20 protein-coding genes are annotated in these 19,128 nt (G+C 67.2%); 1 reads left to right on the forward strand and 19 read right to left on the reverse strand.

The genetic code is table 11. The annotated features are described in order from the left end of the window. Window position 1: 1 nt before the first annotated feature. From GO999_RS23810 to fliL, 19 genes are all read right to left on the reverse strand, one after another. Complete coding sequence (locus GO999_RS23810) at window positions 2-1,189, reverse strand: beta-ketoacyl-[acyl-carrier-protein] synthase family protein (protein WP_071011849.1); 1,188 nt, start codon at window positions 1,187-1,189, stop codon at window positions 2-4. Next, entirely contained in the window at window positions 1,186-3,603 is a 2,418-nt protein-coding gene (gene apeM / locus GO999_RS23815; RefSeq protein ID WP_211906968.1) for an ApeM family transporter, read from the reverse strand. Before apeM ends, GO999_RS23810 begins: the two co-directional genes overlap by 4 nt. Continuing rightward, complete coding sequence (gene apeL / locus GO999_RS23820) at window positions 3,603-4,235, reverse strand: ApeL family LolA-like protein (protein ID WP_028861432.1); 633 nt, start codon at window positions 4,233-4,235, stop codon at window positions 3,603-3,605. The genes apeM and apeL overlap by 1 nt, the downstream gene beginning before the upstream one ends. Beyond that, complete coding sequence (locus GO999_RS23825) at window positions 4,223-4,657, reverse strand: acyl-CoA thioesterase (RefSeq protein ID WP_028854084.1); 435 nt, start codon at window positions 4,655-4,657, stop codon at window positions 4,223-4,225. The genes apeL and GO999_RS23825 overlap by 13 nt, the downstream gene beginning before the upstream one ends. Beyond that, window positions 4,654-6,240 carry an HAL/PAL/TAL family ammonia-lyase gene (locus GO999_RS23830; RefSeq protein ID WP_211906969.1) on the reverse strand — a complete coding sequence of 529 codons (1,587 nt, stop codon included), beginning with the start codon at window positions 6,238-6,240 and terminating at the stop codon, window positions 4,654-4,656. The genes GO999_RS23825 and GO999_RS23830 overlap by 4 nt, the downstream gene beginning before the upstream one ends. Beyond that, entirely contained in the window at window positions 6,233-7,942 is a 1,710-nt protein-coding gene (locus tag GO999_RS23835; RefSeq protein WP_211907215.1) for a glycosyltransferase family 2 protein, read from the reverse strand. The genes GO999_RS23830 and GO999_RS23835 overlap by 8 nt, the downstream gene beginning before the upstream one ends. After that, entirely contained in the window at window positions 7,939-9,630 is a 1,692-nt protein-coding gene (locus GO999_RS23840) for an ApeI family dehydratase (protein WP_211906970.1), read from the reverse strand. Before GO999_RS23840 ends, GO999_RS23835 begins: the two co-directional genes overlap by 4 nt. Further along, window positions 9,627-10,244 (reverse strand): COG4648 family protein, encoded by a 618-nt coding sequence (locus GO999_RS23845; RefSeq protein ID WP_165592107.1) that lies wholly within the window; start codon window positions 10,242-10,244, stop codon window positions 9,627-9,629. The genes GO999_RS23840 and GO999_RS23845 overlap by 4 nt, the downstream gene beginning before the upstream one ends. Before the next feature lie 4 nt (window positions 10,245-10,248). After that, complete coding sequence (locus tag GO999_RS23850) at window positions 10,249-10,494, reverse strand: acyl carrier protein (protein ID WP_011003681.1); 246 nt, start codon at window positions 10,492-10,494, stop codon at window positions 10,249-10,251. Between the two features lie 38 nt (window positions 10,495-10,532). After that, window positions 10,533-10,790, reverse strand: a complete 258-nt coding sequence (gene apeE / locus GO999_RS23855) for an ApeE family acyl carrier protein (protein WP_020829815.1) — start codon at window positions 10,788-10,790, stop codon at window positions 10,533-10,535. Then, on the reverse strand, window positions 10,765-11,559 hold the full coding sequence (locus GO999_RS23860) for a lysophospholipid acyltransferase family protein (protein WP_103026041.1): 795 nt from the start codon (window positions 11,557-11,559) through the stop codon (window positions 10,765-10,767). The genes apeE and GO999_RS23860 overlap by 26 nt, the downstream gene beginning before the upstream one ends. Next, window positions 11,556-12,257, reverse strand: a complete 702-nt coding sequence (locus GO999_RS23865) for a beta-ketoacyl synthase chain length factor (RefSeq protein WP_071011854.1) — start codon at window positions 12,255-12,257, stop codon at window positions 11,556-11,558. Before GO999_RS23865 ends, GO999_RS23860 begins: the two co-directional genes overlap by 4 nt. Window positions 12,258-12,646: 389 nt before the next feature. After that, window positions 12,647-13,435 (reverse strand): flagellar biosynthetic protein FliR, encoded by a 789-nt coding sequence (fliR, locus tag GO999_RS23870; RefSeq protein WP_019719148.1) that lies wholly within the window; start codon window positions 13,433-13,435, stop codon window positions 12,647-12,649. 27 nt (window positions 13,436-13,462) lie between these two features. Next, a complete protein-coding gene (gene fliQ, locus GO999_RS23875; protein WP_011003686.1) occupies window positions 13,463-13,732 on the reverse strand; it encodes a flagellar biosynthesis protein FliQ in 270 nt (89 codons plus the stop codon). Window positions 13,733-13,748: 16 nt separating this feature from the next. Continuing rightward, the gene (fliP, locus tag GO999_RS23880) at window positions 13,749-14,498 is read right to left on the reverse strand and encodes a flagellar type III secretion system pore protein FliP (RefSeq protein WP_011003687.1); all 750 of its coding nucleotides are present in this window, start codon (window positions 14,496-14,498) and stop codon (window positions 13,749-13,751) included. Then, window positions 14,495-14,887 (reverse strand): flagellar biosynthetic protein FliO, encoded by a 393-nt coding sequence (fliO, locus tag GO999_RS23885; RefSeq protein WP_011003688.1) that lies wholly within the window; start codon window positions 14,885-14,887, stop codon window positions 14,495-14,497. Before fliO ends, fliP begins: the two co-directional genes overlap by 4 nt. A 56-nt stretch (window positions 14,888-14,943) precedes the next feature. Further along, window positions 14,944-15,414, reverse strand: coding sequence for a flagellar motor switch protein FliN (gene fliN / locus GO999_RS23890; RefSeq protein WP_011003689.1), 471 nt, complete (start codon window positions 15,412-15,414; stop codon window positions 14,944-14,946). Continuing rightward, on the reverse strand, window positions 15,404-16,411 hold the full coding sequence (fliM, locus tag GO999_RS23895) for a flagellar motor switch protein FliM (RefSeq protein ID WP_011003690.1): 1,008 nt from the start codon (window positions 16,409-16,411) through the stop codon (window positions 15,404-15,406). Before fliM ends, fliN begins: the two co-directional genes overlap by 11 nt. A 1-nt stretch (window position 16,412) precedes the next feature. After that, window positions 16,413-16,907 carry a flagellar basal body-associated protein FliL gene (fliL, locus tag GO999_RS23900; RefSeq protein ID WP_211906971.1) on the reverse strand — a complete coding sequence of 165 codons (495 nt, stop codon included), beginning with the start codon at window positions 16,905-16,907 and terminating at the stop codon, window positions 16,413-16,415. 479 nt (window positions 16,908-17,386) lie between these two features. On the opposite strand from fliL, the gene GO999_RS23905 reads away from it, so the two are divergent. After that, window positions 17,387-19,123, forward strand: a complete 1,737-nt coding sequence (locus GO999_RS23905; RefSeq protein WP_011003692.1) for a putative bifunctional diguanylate cyclase/phosphodiesterase — start codon at window positions 17,387-17,389, stop codon at window positions 19,121-19,123. Window positions 19,124-19,128 lie beyond the last annotated feature (5 nt).

The raw sequence follows: 19,128 nt of genomic DNA on the forward strand, positions 1-19,128 counted from the left end.
TTCATCCCCGACCCAGGATCAGGCTGGCATTGCTGCCGCCAAAGGCGAACGAATTGCTCATTGCGTACTGTTCTGCGCCGAGGCGGCGCGTATTTTCCACCAGGTCGAGCGGCGGCAGTGCCGGATCGGCTTCGCCGTCCCATCGATGCTTTGGCAGGGGGAGGTCATCACGGGTGAGGGCGAGCCATGCAAAGCCCGCTTCTGTCGCGCCGGCTGCGCCCAGCGTATGGCCGGTCAGCGGTTTGGTGCCGCTGGCCGGTACGCCCTCGGGAAACACGCGTGCCATCAGGCGTGCTTCCATTTCATCGTTCTTTCGCGTGGCGGTTGCATGCAGGTTGACATAGCCGATGGCGCTGGCGTCGATGCCGGCGTCGCGCATGGCTGCCCGCAATGCCAGTTCGGCGCCCGCGCCTGTCGGGTCCGGCGCCGAGATATGGTGCGCGTCACTGGATTCGCCCGCCCCGGCCAGCCGCACCGGCCCTTCCTCGCGCGTCATCAGGAACACGGCCGCGCCCTCGCCGATGTTGATTCCGGCCCGGTTCCGGCTCATGGGGTTGGTGCGCTGGGTGCAGGTGGCCTCCAGCGAGCCGAAGCCCTGCAGCGTCATCTCGCACAGGGAATCCACGCCTCCGACCACCACCGCGTCGCACAGGCGCAGGCGGAGCAGGCGCCTGGCCGATGCGAAGGCCTTTGCGCTGGAAGTGCAGGCGGTGGAAATGGTAAAGGCCGGTCCGCTGACACCTAGCGCGGCAGCGGCAAACGGTGCGAGCGTGCCGATTTCCATCTGGAGGTAGTCGAACGCCTGCGGCAAGGTCTGATGCGTGCGCTTGTATTGCAGCGCGGCTTCCGCTTCCTGCACGCCGGAGGTGCTGGTGCCCAGGACAACACCGACGCGATGGTGCCCATACCGCTCACATGCCGTCCGGAGTGCGTGCCCGATCTGCGCCAGCGCGCCGAGCAGCAGCCGATTGTTCCGGCAGTCATAGCGTGCCAGGGACGCAGGCGGCGCGCACTCGAGCGGGGTCTGCACCTGACCGACCATGGCTGGGCCGACGCCCGGACGATCGATGGCGCGCATGCCAGGCGAGTTGCCTGTCGCGAGACCCCGGACGATCGTGTCGAGGTCGTTTCCCAGCGCGTTGATCATGCCCAACGCGTGCAGGTAGACAGAAGTTGTGGATGAGGTCATGTGCGTTGTGCTCCCGGTCGAGGCATGCCGAGCGGTGCCAGCGCCACGGCGATGATGATGCCGGATGCCAGTGTCATGCCGAAGCTCCTCAGGACCGGCATCGCGCTGGACCCGAGCAGGCCGAACGTCAGCAGCGTGGTGGCTGCCGACAGCGCGACCCCGATCCAGACGGCACCGATTTCAGCGTGGTTGCGCATGCAGCCTTCCCGCAGGAAGACGGCGTAGTTGGCGCCCACGCCGAGCACGAGCATCATCGCCAGCCAGTGGAACAGGTTCAGGGGGATGCCTGCGTATCCGTAGGCCGAGAAGGTGATGCCGATGGCAAACACCACCGGCAGCGTCACGCGCAGGCCCGCCCGCCAGCCATATCGGAGGCAGAACAGGCCGAGCACCAGCGCCATCGCGCCGGCAAGCCACCAGGCGCTGCCGGTCCGGTAGGCGGCAAACAGCCGTGCCACGCTCGACGCCTTGTCGACGAAACGGACCCCTTGTGTACCGTCCGCGAGCGAGGATAGGGCGGGCAGTTGCGCGGCCGTGGCGCCGATGGGGATGACGAGGGTGGCGTAGACCGGAGCTTGGCTGGCCGGATCGGTCATCCGGCCGAGCCACAGGTGCCGGTAGGGCTGCGACCAGGGCATCGCGAGCCAATCATCGACCGTCAGCGGCGCGTTCGCCGTTTGTGTGACGGTCTTGAGATAGCCGCTTGCGACCTCCGGCCGGAACCCCGCTTGGGCGAGCAGCGTGGGCAGTCCTTGAGGGGCGCCGAGAACCCGCTCGGTCAGCAGTGTCCGGTTCTGCTGTTGGCGATGTCCCGACGGGACAAATTGCGTGACCGATTGATGGCCTTGCAGTAATGCCCCTCCGATCGGTCCGGCGAGCTGTTCGTCCAGTGCTTCCGTGCGCTCCAATACCTGCTCCGGCGTGCTGCCCTTGACCATGAAGAATTGCGTCCCGCCTTCCACCCCGATCGCGCTGCGGATGATCCCTTCCTGGCGGGACAATGCGGCGTCGCGCTGGACCAGCAGGTGGATATCGTCATCGCTGCCCAGGCGCATCCAGCCCGGCAGCGCGCCGGCGGCAATGAGCAGCAGCACCAGCGGGGTGCGCCGGTGCGAGATGGCGTGATGCCACGCTGCCAGCCAGCGCGCGGCACGTTCATGGGTGCGCCCGGGTTGCGTGGATTGTCGGGGCATCAAGGCCGGCAGGAGGAAGATGACCGACAGAAACGCTGCGCCGATCCCGACCATGGCAAAGCACGCAAGCTGCCGCAACGCCGGAAACGGCACCCAGACGAGCGTTGCATAGCCCAGCAGGCTGGTTGTCAGCGCCACCGTCAGCGCGGGACGCACCTCGCGTGCGCTGCGCCACGGGTCTCGCATGCCACCGACAGCGCGATGATTGACGAAGTACTGGATCGAATAATCCACCGCCTCGCCGATCAGGCTGGCGCCGAAGATCAGGGTGAGCAGATGCAGCTTGCCGAATGCGGCCATCGTGGCGGCCAGGGCGCACAGGGTGCCGATGCCGGTCGAGGCGAAACCGAGCAGCAGCACGCGCAATGAGCGGAAGACCCACAGCATGAGCAGCGCGATGCCACAGGTCGAGGCGATGCCGATGATATGGAGTTCGCGTTCGGATGCCGTGCGCGCCGCGTCCGCGTAGAACACCGCGCCGGCGCGCGCCATCGTGACATCCGGAAAGGCTCGCGCCAGGTCAGACTGGGCTGTTGCCACGGCCTGCCTGACGGCGGCTTGCGTGTGCGATTCGTACGCCGAGTCGCGCAGGACGCCGGTGACGAGGACGCCGGTCGTCGTGCCCTGATGGGAGACCAGCAGGTTGTCCTCGATCTCCAGGCGGGTCGACGCGAGCGGCAGGTCGGCCAGCCAGTGCTCCAGCCAGCCGAAGGGGTCGTCGGCGAGCGGCGCTCCGAGGCCGGTACGCAGCGGGCTGTAGAGCCGCTGCGCGAGCAGGTCCGGCAGCGATGCCGATCGATTCTGCAGCGCTGCGCGGTCGCCGGCATTGAGCAGGCCGGCCCGATAGGGCAGGTAGAAGCGGGCGATCTGCGCGGCGTCGAACGGCGGCAGCTCGGCGACGACGGCGCGGAACGCGTCGCTCTGTGCCAGGCGTGCCCCCAGTTGACGGGCGGCGGCCTTGGCCTGCCGGTCGTCGCGGCTGCTGACGAGGAAGACCGCGCGGTCTCCCATGGAAGCCGCCAGTGTGTCGGCGGCCCGTTCGGCGAGCGGGTCGGCTTCGGTTGCCGGCAGCAGTGCCAGGAGGTTGGTCTGCAGCACGCTGCCGGACTGCAGGCGCCATCCGCAATAGCACGCGGCGAAGAGCACGATCGCCAGCCATAGACACCGGGTCGTCCAGGCGGATCGGTGGAGGTTGCGCGCAGGCGTCAATGCGGCCGGCATCAAGAGGCTCCCAGCAAGGCAAGCTCTGCCGGGCTCAGGGTATCGACGCTGGCGCTGTCGGTGAATTCGAGACGCGTCTCGTCGCCGCTGACGGCGCGGATGGTGATGCCGCGGACATAGGTGTCCCCGTGCAAGTCCAGGCCGCGCAACGCCTGGGCGAGCTGAGGCTGCGTCGGGGTCAGGCGCAGGCGCCAGTGTGCGGGCGTGCCCTGCGCCGCCACGTCGAACTGCGAGTACATGGCAGACAGGTCGCCACCGAGCATGGCGCGCATCATGCGCGAAACCTGGGCGATGCCGGCTGCGTTGCGCTGGCTGCCCGGCACCGGTTTGCCGGCCGCGTCCAGGGTCCTGACGCCGGCTTCGGTGACCACGTAGGTCAGGCGCAGGGGCTGCTCGATCTGCCAGATGACGCCGCGTTCGCGCGAGAACAGCAGGGTGCCGGTGCTGACCAGCGGCCTTTGCATGGACCGCAGCGTTTGCGTCTGCGTGAAGCGGGCGCGCACACCGCGGGCCCGTCCCAACTGCGCCGCGACCTGGGAGACCACGGTACTGTCGCGCGTGTCGTCCGCCAGGACGGGATTCGCCAAGGCAGCGGCGCTGGCCAGCAGCAGCGCGAGCATCAATCGGCCCATGCGCGCTCCACCTTCTCGAACACCACCGCGGGCGAGACGAACTGCAGTTCCGACGTTGCCGCGCAGACCGCGACCTGGATGGTGTGCCCTTTCGTGAGCCGCTGGCCGGAGGCGCGGTCCGCGATCTCATAGCCGATCTTCAATCGGTTCTCGTACTCGATCAAGGTGGCGCGGACCTCGATCCGCTGGCCGTACGTGGCCGGCCTGATGTATTTCAGATGGGCTTCGACGACCGGCCAGAGGTAGCCGGAAGCGCGCATTTCCGGGTAGTCGTAATCGAAGGCGCGCAGCAGGGCGGCGCGGCCGATCTCGAAATATTTGAGGTAGTGGCCGTGCCAGCAGACAGCCATGGCGTCGACATCATGGAAGGGCACCTCGATACGGGCGCTTGCCGACAGGGGCGCGCGCTCAGGCCGGGTCATGATTGCCCTCCGGGTTCGTCAGCCAGGAGCGAGCCGTGCTCAATGCACGCGGTCAGGCGGCGCAGGTCCATCTCAAGAGGCCGATCTTCGGTCACCGCTTCGGACAGCGCCGTGACGCGCTCGACAAAGGCCCGCACCGCGGGCGGAATCGCCAGCGCGGCATCGAGCCCGGCACGCAGCCGTACTGCCTGCGCCGTGGCCAGCGTGTGCGCCGCCGCGACCTGCTCCGTCAGTTCGAGCACGCGCAGGCAGTCGCGCGCAGCGATCGTGCCCATGCTGACCTTGTCCTGGTTGTGCGATTCCGTCGAGCGGGAAAACACGCTGGCGGGCATGGTGTGCTTGAGCGCCTCCGCGGTCCAGGCGGAGACCGAGATCTGGATTGCCTTGAATCCGTGATTGATCGGAGCCCGATCCGGGGATGCGCCGGACAGGCCGCGCGGTAGCCCGTTGCTGTACCGGTCGTCCACGAGCAGCGCAAGCTGGCGGTCCATCAGGTCGGCCAGGTTGGCGATGGCCGTCTTCAGGGCATCCATCGCAAAGGCGATGTGGCCGCCGTAGAAGTTGCCGCCATGGAGGATGCGCCGGGCATCCGGATCGATGAGCGGATTATCGTTGGCGCTGTTGAGCTCGTTTTCGATATCGCGCCGGATCCAGGACATCGCGTCTTGCGCCACGCCGATCACGTGCGGCGCGCAGCGGATCGAGTAGCGGTCCTGCAGCCGGTGTCCGCCGGTGTCGTCCCAGCCGGCCAGGTCTTCGCGCAGCCACGCGGCGACATCGGCCTGTCCGGCATGGGGCTTGGCTTGGAAGATGGTCGCGTCGAAGTGTCCGGAGCGGCCGTCGAGCGCGACCGTGGCCAGCGCCGTCAGGCGGGTCGCCAGGCGGATCAGGTGCTCGGCGCGGGCGTAGGCCAGGCAGGCAAGCCCCGTCATCACCGCCGTGCCGTTCATCAGCGCCAGCCCCTCCTTGGGCGCCAGCTCGAAAGGGGAATGCCCCAGCGCCCGCCATACATCGCTGGCTGCCCGCACCTTGCCATCGAACAGGACGTCGCGCTCGCCCACCAGCGCCGCGGCGACATAGGACAGCGGTGTGAGGTCGCCGCTGGCGCCCACCGAACCCTCCGCCGGAATGCGCGGCAGGATGTCGTGGTTGATCAGGTCGGCCAGGCGTTGCAGCAGCGTATAACGCACGCCCGAATAGCCATGGGCCAGCGAGTTCAGCCGCGCCGCGATGACGGCCAGCGTTTCGGACGGGGCCAGGTAGCGCCCCATCCCGCAACCGTGGTAGCGCGTGAGCTGCAGCGGCAGCGCTTGCACCAAGGCCGGTGGAACGCTGATTTCGCAGGCGTCGCCGTATCCGGTATTGACGCCGTAGACCGTTGCGCCCTGTGCCAACTGCTCCTGCAGGAAGCGGGCACCGCGTTCGATGCGATCCCGCCATGCCTCGTCGCCGTTCAGGGCAACCGTTGCCTGCCGTCGCGCGATGGCGACGACCGCTTCGATGGACAGATGGCAATCGCCGAAGCGGATCGGCGCGGGGCGCGGCCGGGTGATTGCGGCCGGCATCAGATCGTGTTCAGCCATGGGCGTCCTTTTTGGGGCGTGCCCAGAAATCGAAGAAATTGAACCATTGGAATGGGGCCTTGCGGCAATGGTGCTCCAGCCGGCTGGCGTAGCGTTGCGCGAGCGTCGCCAGATGCGTCGCGCGCGCGTGGCGCGGCAGTTCGATCCGCTCGGCAAAGGGTTCGAAGTACAGCGTGTAGTCTTGCCGCGTCTTCAGACAGAAGAACAGATAGACCGGGCAGCCGAGGGCATGGGCAAGGATGTAGGGGCCCTGCGCGAAACGCGCGGGGGCGCCCAGGAAGGTCGCCTCGACGGTACGGCCCATTTCCGTCGCGGGCACCCGGTCTCCCACGATCACGAGCAGTTCGCCCGCGTCGATGCGTTCCTGCATCCGCATGGCCGTGGCCGGGCCGAAATCACTGACCTCGAGCAGGTGCGTCGCGAACTCGGGGTGTGCACCCGCGAGGACACGATTGAAGCGCCGGGCATGTTCGATGTAGACGACGGCGGTGACCTTGACCTGGCCATGGCGCGTTGCCAGCGCACGCGTCATCTCCAGGTTGCCGAGATGGGCGCCGATGACCAGCGCGCCGCGTCCGCTTGCCATCAGCGCTTCGAACGGTGCCGGGTCGTCGAATCGCACCCGATGCGGGGAAACATGCCCCGACCATGCCGCCAGCTTGTCCAGGCCGGATTGCGCGAAGGCGATCATGTGCCGGTACGCGCTACGCCAGCCCGGTGCCGGGGTGCGATCCTGCGCAGAGGCTGCCGCCAGCCGCTCGAAGTACTGCCGCGAAGCCTGGCGGGCGGCCCGGCCGGTGAGCAGGAAATAGGCGACGATCGGATAGAGCCACAGCGCCGTGATCCGCGTCCCCAGCAGCCGGCAGCTCAGGGCGAGCAACCGCATGCCCAACTGGCTGCCGCGTTCCGCGATGCGCCACCAGTGCGCCTTGCCGGCGGCCGCCTGGTCGGCGCGCTGCCTTGGCCTGGCCTTGTTGGCCAGCAGCAGCGGCAGCCGGACCAGCATGCCTGCGACAAGCCGCATGTGGCTTTGGCTGATGCGGATGTTGTCCCACAGTACGTCGAAGTGCGAGACGCCGTCGGCCGCATAGGTCACGCGCGTCGGGATGGCGACGAAGCGGGTGCGGCGCCAGTGCAGCCGCACCAGGATCTCGATGTCGAAATCCATCCGCGTCGGCAGCGCCACCTCATCGATCAGCGCGCACGCGAGCGCCAGCGGATAGACCCGGAAGCCGCACATCGAATCACGGATGTCGAACGACAGCGTTTCGATCCACACCCATGCATGCGTGAGGTAGCGGCCATAGAGCCGCGCCTTGGGCACGGTTGCGTCATAGACCGGTTGCCCCAGGATGACCGCGTCGGGGTGGTCCCGCGCGGCATCCATGAACGTCGGGACGTCGGCGGCATCGTGCTGCCCATCGGCGTCGATCTGCAAGGCATGCGTGAAGCCGTCCGATCGGGCTGCGCGCAGGCCGGCCATGACCGCCGCGCCCTTGCCGCCGTTCACGGGCAACCGCAGCAGCGTGACGCAGCCCGCGTGTTGCCCGGCCAGCGCTGCCAGGACAGCCTGGGTGGGCGCGTCGCTGCCGTCATCGACGATGAAGATCGGCAGCCCGTGCGTGACCAGGCGGGCGACCGTCAGGCCGATCACGTCCTTGTGGTTATAGATGGGAATGACAATGCAAGGGCGCACGATCAGTCGGCCTCCCGATAGACGAGCGCGCCGGACGCGCACTCCCGCGTGCCGAGCCTGGCGCGGAACCGTACGCGGTATCGCTGCGGCTCGTGCGCCAGTTGCACGGACACCAGGGCGGCCGGCGGTACGGGGGCCATGAATTTCAGCTGATCAATGGACCGGATGCTTCGCGTGGAGTCGGCCAGCTCCGCCGCAAGGCAGGCAATCCAATCCACCAGCACCACGCCGGGCAGGATCGGCAGGCCTGGAAAGTGCCCGCGGAAGTGGACGAGTTCGGGCGGTACGCGAAGCTCGTAGTGGTCGCCTTCTGCGTCGCGGACGTGCGAGAGCATCTCGAACCCCTTCCGGCCGGCGGCAAAGCTGGCAGCAACCGTGGCGGCCGGCAGCTTGCCGCGCGCATCGACCGGCAGGCTCATCCGGAAGCGCCATTTGCGCGGGATGAGGGTCGGGGCGACATAGGTGGCGAGATGGCGGCGCAAGGTCTTCGCGAGGCCGATCCGGCCGTGCTGGCGCAGTGCCTCCACGCCTGCGGACGTCAGCGCCGACAGGACGCCGAGCCGCTCTCGCGAGGCGCCCGGCAGCAAGACCGCGGCAGATTGCGCGACATAGGGATGCAAGCCCAGCCAGTTTTCGATTTCCGGCAGCGAGACACGCTTGCCGTCCAGCTTGACGATGCGGTCCATGCGACCGCGCAGACGGAAACGTCCCGCGTCATCGAACTCGGCGGCATCGTCGGTCCGGAGCCAGTCGGGGTGGCCCAGATGCGGCGAGCGCACGCTCAGCGCGCCATCCGCTTCGCGCCGGACGGCGACGTTGGCGAAGGCCTGCCATGCGTCCGATTCGTTGCGGCGGCGCCAGGCGATGCCGCCCGTCTCCGTGCTTCCGTAGATTTCGGTCGGCGCCGTGCCGTGGGCCGATGCAAAGGTTGCGGCGGCGGCTTCGTCCAGCGGGCCGCCCGAGGAAAACACAGCAGCGGGCAATGGCGACAAGGTGTCGAAGCCCGGCAGCGACGGCCATCGCGCGAGTTGTGCCGGGCTCGACACGATCGCTGCGGTTTCGCGCCGGGTCAGCGCGGTTTGCAGTGCATGCGGCTCGGCATACGTCCGTCTGCCGAATGCCCGCCCTGACGCGAGCGGCCAGAAAATCCGGAACAGCAGGCCGTAGATATGATGGTGCGGAACGCTCGCCAGAATGGCGCCGGGGCCGATCCATTCACCCCAATGGTCTTCGAGTGTCCGGACCTCGGCATCGAACTGGGCAAGCGTTTTATGGATGGCCTTGGGCGCCGCGCTGCTGCCGGATGTGTAGAGCGTGATGGGTGCATGGGGCGCGATCGGCCGGAGCAATGCTGCCCCCGGCGGCTGGGCAGCCTGGCTGATGATGCCTTCCATGTCGCCGTCGGTGAGGGCGCTGTCATAGGCATCCGCGATGGAGGCAAGATAAGCGGGGGCCGAGCTGGCCGGAATGACGACCGCCTTGCCGCTTGCCAGCAGCGCGAACAGGGCGCAGGCGAACGCGAACGGGTCGTCGATGCACAGCGCATAGCGGTTTGCTGGGCGGTCCGACCATGCCGCGATGCAGGCCGCTACATGCGCGCGGAACATGCCGCGCGTCATGGTCGTCGTTTCGTCGAAGCAGACCGGGGTATCGTCGGGCGTATCGGCGCACAGTAACGTGTGCAATGCGATCATGCCGCCTCCGTGCCGGAGGCATGGGGGCGGACGACCAGGTTGCGGTAAGCGATTTCCCCGACGATCAGCAGGCAGACCAGTGCATAGGCAATGGCGCCGTTGTAGAGTGCCCAGGCCTGCCGCGACCCATACAGCGCAACGAGCGCGGCGATCAGTGCGTTGACGGCAAAGAAGCCGCACCATACCTGCGTGACGTGGCGGGTGTACCGGACGGCGCGCGGGGGCAGCTCGGGCGTGCGCAGGCGGGCAAACTTCTCGACCATCGAGGGGCCATGGCGTAGCGTCGCGCCAAACGTGAGCAGCAATGCCGTATTCACCATGACGGGATACAGGCGCAGCAGGGTTTCACTGTCGGTGATGGCGATCGCCGCCGAGCCGCAGGTCAACAGCCCGGCAAGCGCCCAATCGAGCCGGGTGAGTACCCGCAAGCGCGCGGTTGCGCTGCCTGTTCCGATCCATCGCTGGACCCATAGCAGCGCGAGCAGGACGATGCCGACATAGCGGGGAGCGCCAATGTGCCAGGCGCAGAGGATGACTGCCGGATACGCCAGCTTCAGGACAACGTTGGCCGCATGGCGTGGCCACCGCGCACGGGAGGGAGGTGTCGCCTGCATCCGTTCAGGCCGCGAGCAGCGATTGGACCGCGCCGATGACGTCGCCAACCGTGCGGACCGATTTGAACTCTTCCGGTTTGATGCGGCGCCCGGTCATTTCCTGCAGTTTGATGGCCAGATCGACGGCGTCGATGCTGTCGAGGTCGAGTTCTTCGAACAGGTGCGCCTCGGGCGTGACGCGTGCCGGGTCGATGGCGAAGTTCTCTTGGAAAATGGAGCGGATGCGTTCCAGGATTTCGGTTTCGGTCACGTGATGTTCTCCCGTTCCAGCGGTGGTGCGTGTTGGTGTTATTGGTGGCTCTGGACCAGCGCGGCCAATGTGCTGACCGAGCGGAAGTATTCGCGCGTGCGCTGGTCATCGGCGGCGATGGTCAGCTGATACTGCTTGCGCAGTGCGATACCGATTTCCAATGCGTCGATGGAATCCAGGCCGATGCCGTTGGTGTCAAAAAGAGGCGCGTCGTCGTCGATATCCGCCGGCGTCATATCCTCCAGATCGAGCGTCTCGATCAGGAGCCGCTTAATTTCGAGCTTTAAAGAATCCATATTGGTACAAGTGGTCTGTGATCTGGGTCTCGACACCTGCGGTCAGCGTGCGCGCTGCCACTGCGGGCGGGGTATCCGGGGCTGCGTACTGCCCGATACGGATGGGGTCGAGGACGGCGATGCGCATGCGCATGCGTCGCGGCGGGATGTGATACCAGCGCATCGTCTTGGTGAAAGCGGGGGGATCGCAATCCATGAGCACCGGCACAATGGGCACCGCCGCGCTCAGGGCCATGTGGGCGAAACCGCGCGAGAACGGATGCAGCCGGTCCTGCCCCGGGCTGCGCGTGCCCTCGGGGAAGATGATCATGGTGTAGCCGGCGGCCAGTTGCCGTGCGCCTGCCTCGACCAGTGCCGTCGGGTCCGCGTTGCTGACGTATTCGGCCGCGCGCACGATGCCCCAGAAGCATGGATTGCCCCAGTGGGCGTTCTTGACCACGCAGCATGCCGATGGCGTGAGCGACAGCAGCACCATGACGTCAAGGTAGGTCGGATGATTGGCCACCACGATGGCTGGCCCGCCCGAGCGCAACGCCGATGCACCCTGCACTTCGAGCGTCATCACGCCCAGCCAGTCGAGCATGCGCACCAGCGCCTGGAAGAACCGGTGAATGACGGTCGTGACGGCACGCTGGCGCGACGCGCGATGCGGCCACAGCCAAACGAGCGGGAACACGGCGACGGAAAACAGCAGCCCGCATATGCCGAAAACCAGGAAGCCGAAGCCCGTCGCCAGCAAGCGCCATCCCCGGTTGAGGGCGGTTTTCAGTCGGCTTGCCATGCGCCCTCGCGCCAATGCCATTGCCACGCGCCATCAGGGTGCTCCCAGGCGCCCGATGTCCGTGATCGCAGGCAGTGCAGCACGGCTTCGCTTTGCGTACGAAGGCGAGTGGCAGGACGGCTGCATGCCGTGTCGCGCGAGCAGTCGAGCATGGCCGATGCGGAGGCGTCCAGCAGGATGGCAAGCGCGCCTTCCGTGATTTCATCGTCGATGACGCCGTAGCGCGGGTCCGCGGGTTCGTCGGCATAGACCAGCAATACCGGGGAGCCGGGATCGGACACATACTGCGCGTAGGCTTCCAGCAGCGCCCAGCCAAGCGTGCCGGGGCCGGCCGATATCGCCGTGGCGGCGGCGTTGTCGCGGCGCGCAATGCTGAAAATCCCGCTCATGGCATTCAGTACGGACAGGCTGAATGCCGTGGGCGAAACCGGCTCGGCATTGCCGATGTCATCCAGGACGCTGGTCGAGCGGCGCAGCTCGCCATGCCGCGATGCAAAGACAACGCGGACTTCCGGCAAATCGGCGGCGCAGTCGTGCGCAACTTTCAGCGCGCTTTTAGAGAGCGAACTCAAACGCCGCCGGACGATCGGCTCGATAAAGCTGATATCCGGAGACTTCGATTCTGATTCACTGCCAAGCCAGCAAGACCAGCGAGCAACCGGAATTGTCCAGTGCAAATCGGGCATATCGGTGTTCGCGCATTGGAGCATCGCTGACGATCGCGAAAAGCGTGCAGCGGCGAAGCGGCGATCACAGGCTATGCGTGACTGGCCGGCATCCCATCAGCTCTATTTGTTTTATGACTCGGGGGAATGCCCGGACTCGCTTGTTGCGATCCGTTAATGCCTGCTAAAGACGGTCGATTCTCCCACCCCGGGCCGAATCATACTGAAGAACCGCTGTCCGAAACAACCGTTCGCGCTTGCGCGTCTCGTGTGCGCGACGAATCTCCATGGATCCGCAGGGCCGGTGTCGATTGCGGTTGGAATGTTCTCAAGAGGGGCGCCGGTTTTTCCCCGTGTCACCCCTCAATTGGGTGAGGGAGCGCCTGATTTTCGTGTTTGGGGCAGGCAGATCATCGGGTGCCGAATTGCCCGAACGCCCGTCCGCCCAGTTCCAGCGCATTCATCACCGAGCGCTCCACCACGGGCGCCAGCGAGGTCATCATCACCATCACCAGCATCAGCCCGACCACCAGCGTGGCGGCGATGCCCACGGCGAACGGGTTGAGCGCCTGGGCCGTGCGCGACAGCACCGCAAAGGCCAGGTTGACGACCATCATGATGGCGATGATCGGCAGGGCGATGCGCACGGCCAGCGCAAAGACCGCGGCGCCGCCGCCGGCCAGCGTCTGCCAGCCGCCGCCCGCGAGCGGAGCGGCGGACACCGGCAGCACGGTGAAACTGTCGAACAGGGCGTGCATCAGCACCAGGTGGCCGTCGCCGGCAATGAAGGCGGTGATGGCGGTCAGGCTGATGAAGCGGCCGAGCAGCAGGCTGCTCTCGGTCTGCTGCGGGTCGAGCAGGGTCGCGAAGCCCAGGCCGATCTGGATCGACATCAGCTCGCCGGCGCCGCTGATGGCGGCAAACACCATCTGCACGCAGACGCCGAGCGCCATGCCGATCGCCACCTGCAGCAGGGTGATCCACAGCCCTTCGTACGAGCCGACGGAGATGCCGGCCGGCACCGGCAGCATCGGCGCCAGGGCCACCGTCAGCACCACGCCGAAGGCCACCTTGATCGAGGTCGGGATCTCCGTGTTGGCAAACGGCGGCGCCACCGCGATGAAGGCCAGCACGCGCACCAGCGGCCACCAGTACAGGGCGATCCAGCCGTTGAGCTGGGCGGCGGTGAACTGGATCATGGGCGGTGCGTCACGGTGGCGTGGCCGTCAGTTGACGTAGTTCGGGATATTGGTGAGCACGTCGCGCGTGTAGTCGACGATCACGCCCAGGACCCACGGGCCGGCCAGGATCATGGTGGCGGCCACGGCCAGCAGCTTGGGGATGAACGACAGCGTCTGCTCGTTGAGCTGGGTGGCGGCCTGGAACACCGCCACCAGCAGGCCGACGATGAGCGACACCAGCAGCATCGGCGCGCCGATCATCATGGCGACCTGCATGGCCTGGCGGGCCATGTTCAGCACGTATTCGGGTGTCATGGGGCGTTTCCTATGGCTATTGCGTGAAGCTCTGGGCCAGCGACCCCAGCAGCAGATGCCAGCCGTCCACCAGCACGAACAGCATGATCTTGAACGGCAGCGAGAAGATGGACGGCGTGACCATCATCATCCCCATCGACATCAGCACCGCCGCCACCACGATATCGATCACCAGGAACGGGATGAAGATGGCGAAGCCGATCTGGAACGCGGTCTTCAGCTCGCTGGTGACGAAGGCCGGGATCAGCGCGCGCATCGGCACCTGGTCCGGGCTGGCGATGGGCGGCAGGTTGCCCATCTTGGCGAACAGGGCGAGATCGGGCTCGCGGGTCTGCTTGAGCATGAACTGGCGCAGCGGCGTGGCGGCGGTGTCGAGCGCCTGCTCCACGGAGATCTTGCTGTCGCGCAGCGGCAGGTAGGCATCGGTGTAGACCTTGTCCAGCACCGGCGACATCACGAAGAAGGTCAGGAACAGCGCCAGGCCGATCAGCACCTGGTTGGGCGGCGTGGTCTGCGTGCCCAGCGCATGGCGCAGCAGCGACAGCACGATGATGATGCGCGTGAAGCTGCTCATCATCAGCAGGATGGCCGGCAGGAAGCCGAGCGAGGTCAGGAAGACCAGCGTCTGGACCGGCAGCGAATAGCTCTGGCCGCCGGCGGTGCCGGTCAGCAGCGGCAGGCCGGGCTGGGCCTGCGCGAACACGGCGGGCGCGGCGCACAGCAGGGCGAGCGCGGCCAGCGGACGCAGAAGGGCGGACAGCTTCATTGCGGCTTCCCCGTCAGGCGGCGCTTGATCTGCAGCGCCAGCGCATCGGCAAAGGCGGGCGGCTTGCCGCCGTGGGTGTCGTGGGTGGGCGGATCATCGGCCACGGGCGCGCCGGCATCGGCCGGGCGCGGCAGGGTGTGCAGCGTCTGGACGTGCTGCTGCGTGACGCCCAGCACCAGCCACGTGCCCTGCACCTCCACCACCACCACTTTTTCGCGCGCGCCCAGCATCTGCTGGGCCACCACGGACAGCACCTGGCTGCGGCGCCCGGCGGGGCCCATGCCCGCGCGCTGCTGCAGCTTGCGCAGCAGCCAGCCGGCCGCCACGATCATGGCAAGCACTATGAGCAGCCCGCCGAAGGTGCGGGCCCAATCGACTGCGTGATTCATCTCGACACGTTGCCCGGGGGGAGCGTTGGCTGTGCAGGTGCGTCAGGCTTGACGGCTTAGCGGTTGAGTTTGCGGATGCGCTCGGACGGCGTGATGATGTCGGTCAGGCGGATGCCGAACTTCTCGTTGACCACCACCACTTCGCCCTGGGCGATCAGGTAGCCGTTGACCAGCACGTCCATCGGCTCGCCGGCCAGGGCGTCGAGCTCGACCACCGAACCCTGTGCCAACTGCAGCAGGTTCTTGATGGGCACCTTGGTGCGGCCCAGTTCCACCGTCAGCTGCACGGGGATATCGAGGATCATGTCGATATCGTTGCGCGGCGCTGCCGCCGTGGTTTTTTCGCCGGGCATCAGCGGCTTGAAGACCGAGCTGAGGGGGTTGTCCGGCTCGGCCGCGGGCGCGGGCGCCGGTGCGGCGGCCGCGCGCTGGGCGGCTTCCAGCGCCATCGCCTCTTCCATCGTCATCTCGGCATCGAAATCGTCGGCGCCGGCGGCCTGGTTGGGTTGGGTCGATTCACTTGTCATTTTCTGGCTCCGGGGCAGGTTCGCTGCCATTCATGTTCAGCATGCGGTTGACGCGCAGCGCGTATTGGCCGTTGAAGGTGCCGTACGCGCATTCCATGACGGGCACGCCGTCCACCCTGGCGGTGACGCTGTCGTCCAGCTCGATCGGGACCACATCGCCCACCTTCATGTTGAGGATGTCGGACACATGCACGTTGGCGTTGGCCAGATGCGCCACCACCTCCACCTCGGCGGTCTGCACCTGCTGCGACAGCAGCCGCACCCAGCGCTTGTCCACTTCCAGCGCTTCGCCCTGGATGGCACTGGTGAGCAGATCGCGGATCGGCTCGATCATGGTGTACGGCATGCAGACATGCACGTCGCCGCCGTTGCTGCCGAGCTCCATGCTGAAGCGCGTCGAGACCACCACCTCGTTGGGGGTGGCCACGTTGGCGAATTCCGTGTGCATTTCCATGCGCAGGGGCTCGAACTCGATCGGGTAGATCGGCTGCCAGGCCTTGCCGTAGTGCTCGAACATCAGCTGAAGCATGCGCTGGATGATGCGCTGCTCCACCTGGGTGAAATCGCGGCCCTCCACGCGCATGTGGAAGCGGCCGTCGCCGCCGAACAGGTGGTCGACCACGATGAAGATCAGGTTCGGGTCGAACACGAACAGCGCCGTGCCGCGCAGCGGCTTGACGTGCACCAGGTTGATGGCGGCCGGCACGACCAGGTTGCGGATGAATTCGCTGTACTTCTGGACCTTCACTGGCCCGACGGAGATCTCCGCGTTGCGCCGCAGGAAGTTGAACAGGCCCATGCGCCAGTTGCGCGCGAACCGCTCGTTGATGATTTCCAGCGTGGGCATGCGCCCGCGGACGATGCGCTCCTGCGAGCCCAGGTTGTAAGTGCGTACACTCGCCGCTTCGGCCTCGGCCGGTTCCTCGTCGACCTCGTTGGTGACGCCCTTGAGGAGCGCGTCGATCTCCTCCTGGGAAAGAAACTCTTCCTTGAGCATGTCACTGGATCACAAAGTTGGTGAACAGGACATCGACCACCGGCGATTCCTTGCCGACCGCCTTGTAGGCCTGTTCGCACTGTTCGACGATTTCCTTGGCCAGCTTGGCCTTGCCTTCGTTGGAATACAGCTCGGCGGGCGCCTTGGACGACAGCAGCATCAGCACGCGGCTGCGCAGCTCGGGCGTGTAGGACTTGATTTCCTCTTCGGCGTGCTTGTTGTAGCTCTTGAAGGTGATGGCGATCTGCAGGTAGCGGTCGTTGCCTTCCTCGGGCTGCAGGTTGACGGTGAGCGTTTCCATGGGCACGAAGACCGGCTCCTTCGGCTTGGGCGGGGCGGCCGGGCTGGCGGCGTGGCTGCCGCCGCCCAGGAAGAACCATGCGGCGGCGCCGCCCATGCCGATCAGCACGAGCACGATCAGGATGATCAGCAGCAGCTTGGTGGAGCCGCCCTTCGCGGGGGCGGGAGCGGTATTGGCGGCAGCAGCTTCGGCCATGGGGATTACTCGACGAATGGGGGGGATTGGCCCTCCCGGCCGGAACGGGCTGGGCAGGGTCGGGTTCTCGGATGGCATTCTTCCGCAGCCGCGTCCACCTCATTCCAGTAAGAAACGCGGTCAATCCCGTTCATCTCGGGGGTTTGCGGACGCCGGACAGTCGGATCGCCGGTCGCCGCAGGTGTTGCAACAGGCACTTTCCGGGGCGGGAAATCGCATGGCGCCGGGCGCTGCGCACCGAATGCGGTGCCGGCCCGAAAGATTTGCCGCCGCCTGCCGTTTTAGCTTTCAACACAGGATCGCCGGGCCGCCCGGCGCCACATTTGCCGGAAGCCGCCTTGAACCCGTCGCCTCTTTCCGCCCGCGCCGTCTCCGCGCCCGTCAGTCCGGCCAGTCCGGACGCATGGGGCGGACTGCCCGCCGCTTGCCCCGCGCAGGCCGGGCCGCCCGGCGCGTGCGCGAAGCTGGACCTGCTGTCGATGGTCAACGCGCTGACCGAGGGGCTCCTGGTGTGCGATGGGCAGCGCCGGATCACCTATGCCAACCCGAGCGCGGCGCGCCTGCTGGGCGTGCCGCTCGACGCGCTGGTCGGCATGCGGCTGCCGGAGGTGGTGGCATCGGCCATCGACGAGTTCGATACCCCCATCCGCGAGGTCGACTGGCCGGACGGCGAGGTGCTGGCCCAGGGCCAGCCCCAGCTCAACCAGATCTTCGGCATGCGCTGCCTGGACGGGCGCACCGTGTGGGTTTCCACCAACTGGACGCCGCTGTATGCCGAGGCCGGCGAGCCGATGACGGCCGCGCCCGCGGCCCGCCACGCGCAGCCCTATGCCGTGCTGGTGTCGCTGGTCGACATCACGCAGATCCGCGAGGCGCAGCAGCGCATCCGCCACCTGGCCACGCACGATACGCTGACCGGCCTGCTGAACCGCTGCGCGCTGGAAGACCGGCTGGAGCACGCGCTGGCGCTGGCGCGGCGCAACCGCTCGCGCGTGTCCGTGATGTTCCTCGACCTGGACCGCTTCAAGAACGTCAACGACACGCTGGGCCACCAGTTCGGCGACCAGCTCCTGCGCGAGGTGGCCGCCCGCCTGCAGGCCTGCGCCCGCGAGGCCGACACCGTGGCCCGCCTGGGCGGCGACGAATTCGTCGTCATGCTGGAGTCGCTCGACGGCACGGGCACGCGCCGCGTGGCCGAGCGCATCCTGGCGGCCATCGGCGCGCCGTTCCATATCGACGGGCAGGAGCTGTTCCTGGGCGTGTCGATCGGCATCGCCGTGGCGCCGCACGACGGCGACGACCCCAACACGCTGCTGCGCAAGGCCGACGCCGCCATGTACCTGGCCAAGGAGCGCGGCCGCAACAACTTCCAGACCTTCACCAGCGACCTGGACGACCGCGTCTCGCGGCGCTTCCGCATCGAATCGGGCCTGCGCCGCGCCAGCGACCGCAATGAGTTCTACGCCAACTACCAGCCGCGGGTGGACGTCCGCACCGGCCGCATCGTCGGGGTAGAGGCGCTGATCCGCTGGAATTCCACCGATTTCGGGCGCCTGATGCCCGGCCAGTTCATCCAGGATGCCGAAGAGACCGGCCTGATCGTCGAGATCGACCGCTGGATCCTGCGCGCCGCCTGCGACCAGCTGGCGCGCTGGCGCCGCATCGGGCTGCCGCACCTGCGCATGTCGATCAACCTGTCGGGGCAGGCGTTCAGCTCCGGCCAGCTGAGCGGCATGGTGCGGGGCGCGCTGACGAGCAGCGGCCTGCCGGGCGAGGCCGTCGAGCTGGAGATGACCGAAGGCATCCTGATCCGCGATGATCCGTCGCTGCACACGCTGCTGACCGAGCTGCGGGCACTGGGCGTGTCCCTGGCGCTGGACGATTTCGGCACGGGGTATTCGTCGCTGTCCTATCTGCACCGCTTCCCGATCGATACCCTCAAGATCGACCGCTCGTTCGTGCAGGACCTGCCCCACGTGGCCGAACGCGCGGCCATCACCCGGGCCATCATCATGATGGCGCAGGCGATGGGCATGAAGACCGTGGCCGAGGGCGTGGAGACCGCCGGGCAGCTCGAATTCCTGAGCGAGATCGGTTGCGACGAGTACCAGGGCTACCTGCTGACGCGGCCGCTGGAGCCGGCCGCCATGCACGACCTCGTGCGCGAGCACGAGCGGCGCTACGGCGCGGCGCGGCCGGGTTTCCTGCCGCTGTAACCGCG

It is taken from the genome of Ralstonia nicotianae (genome assembly GCF_018243235.1).
Classification (GTDB): Bacteria; Pseudomonadota; Gammaproteobacteria; order Burkholderiales; family Burkholderiaceae; genus Ralstonia; species Ralstonia nicotianae.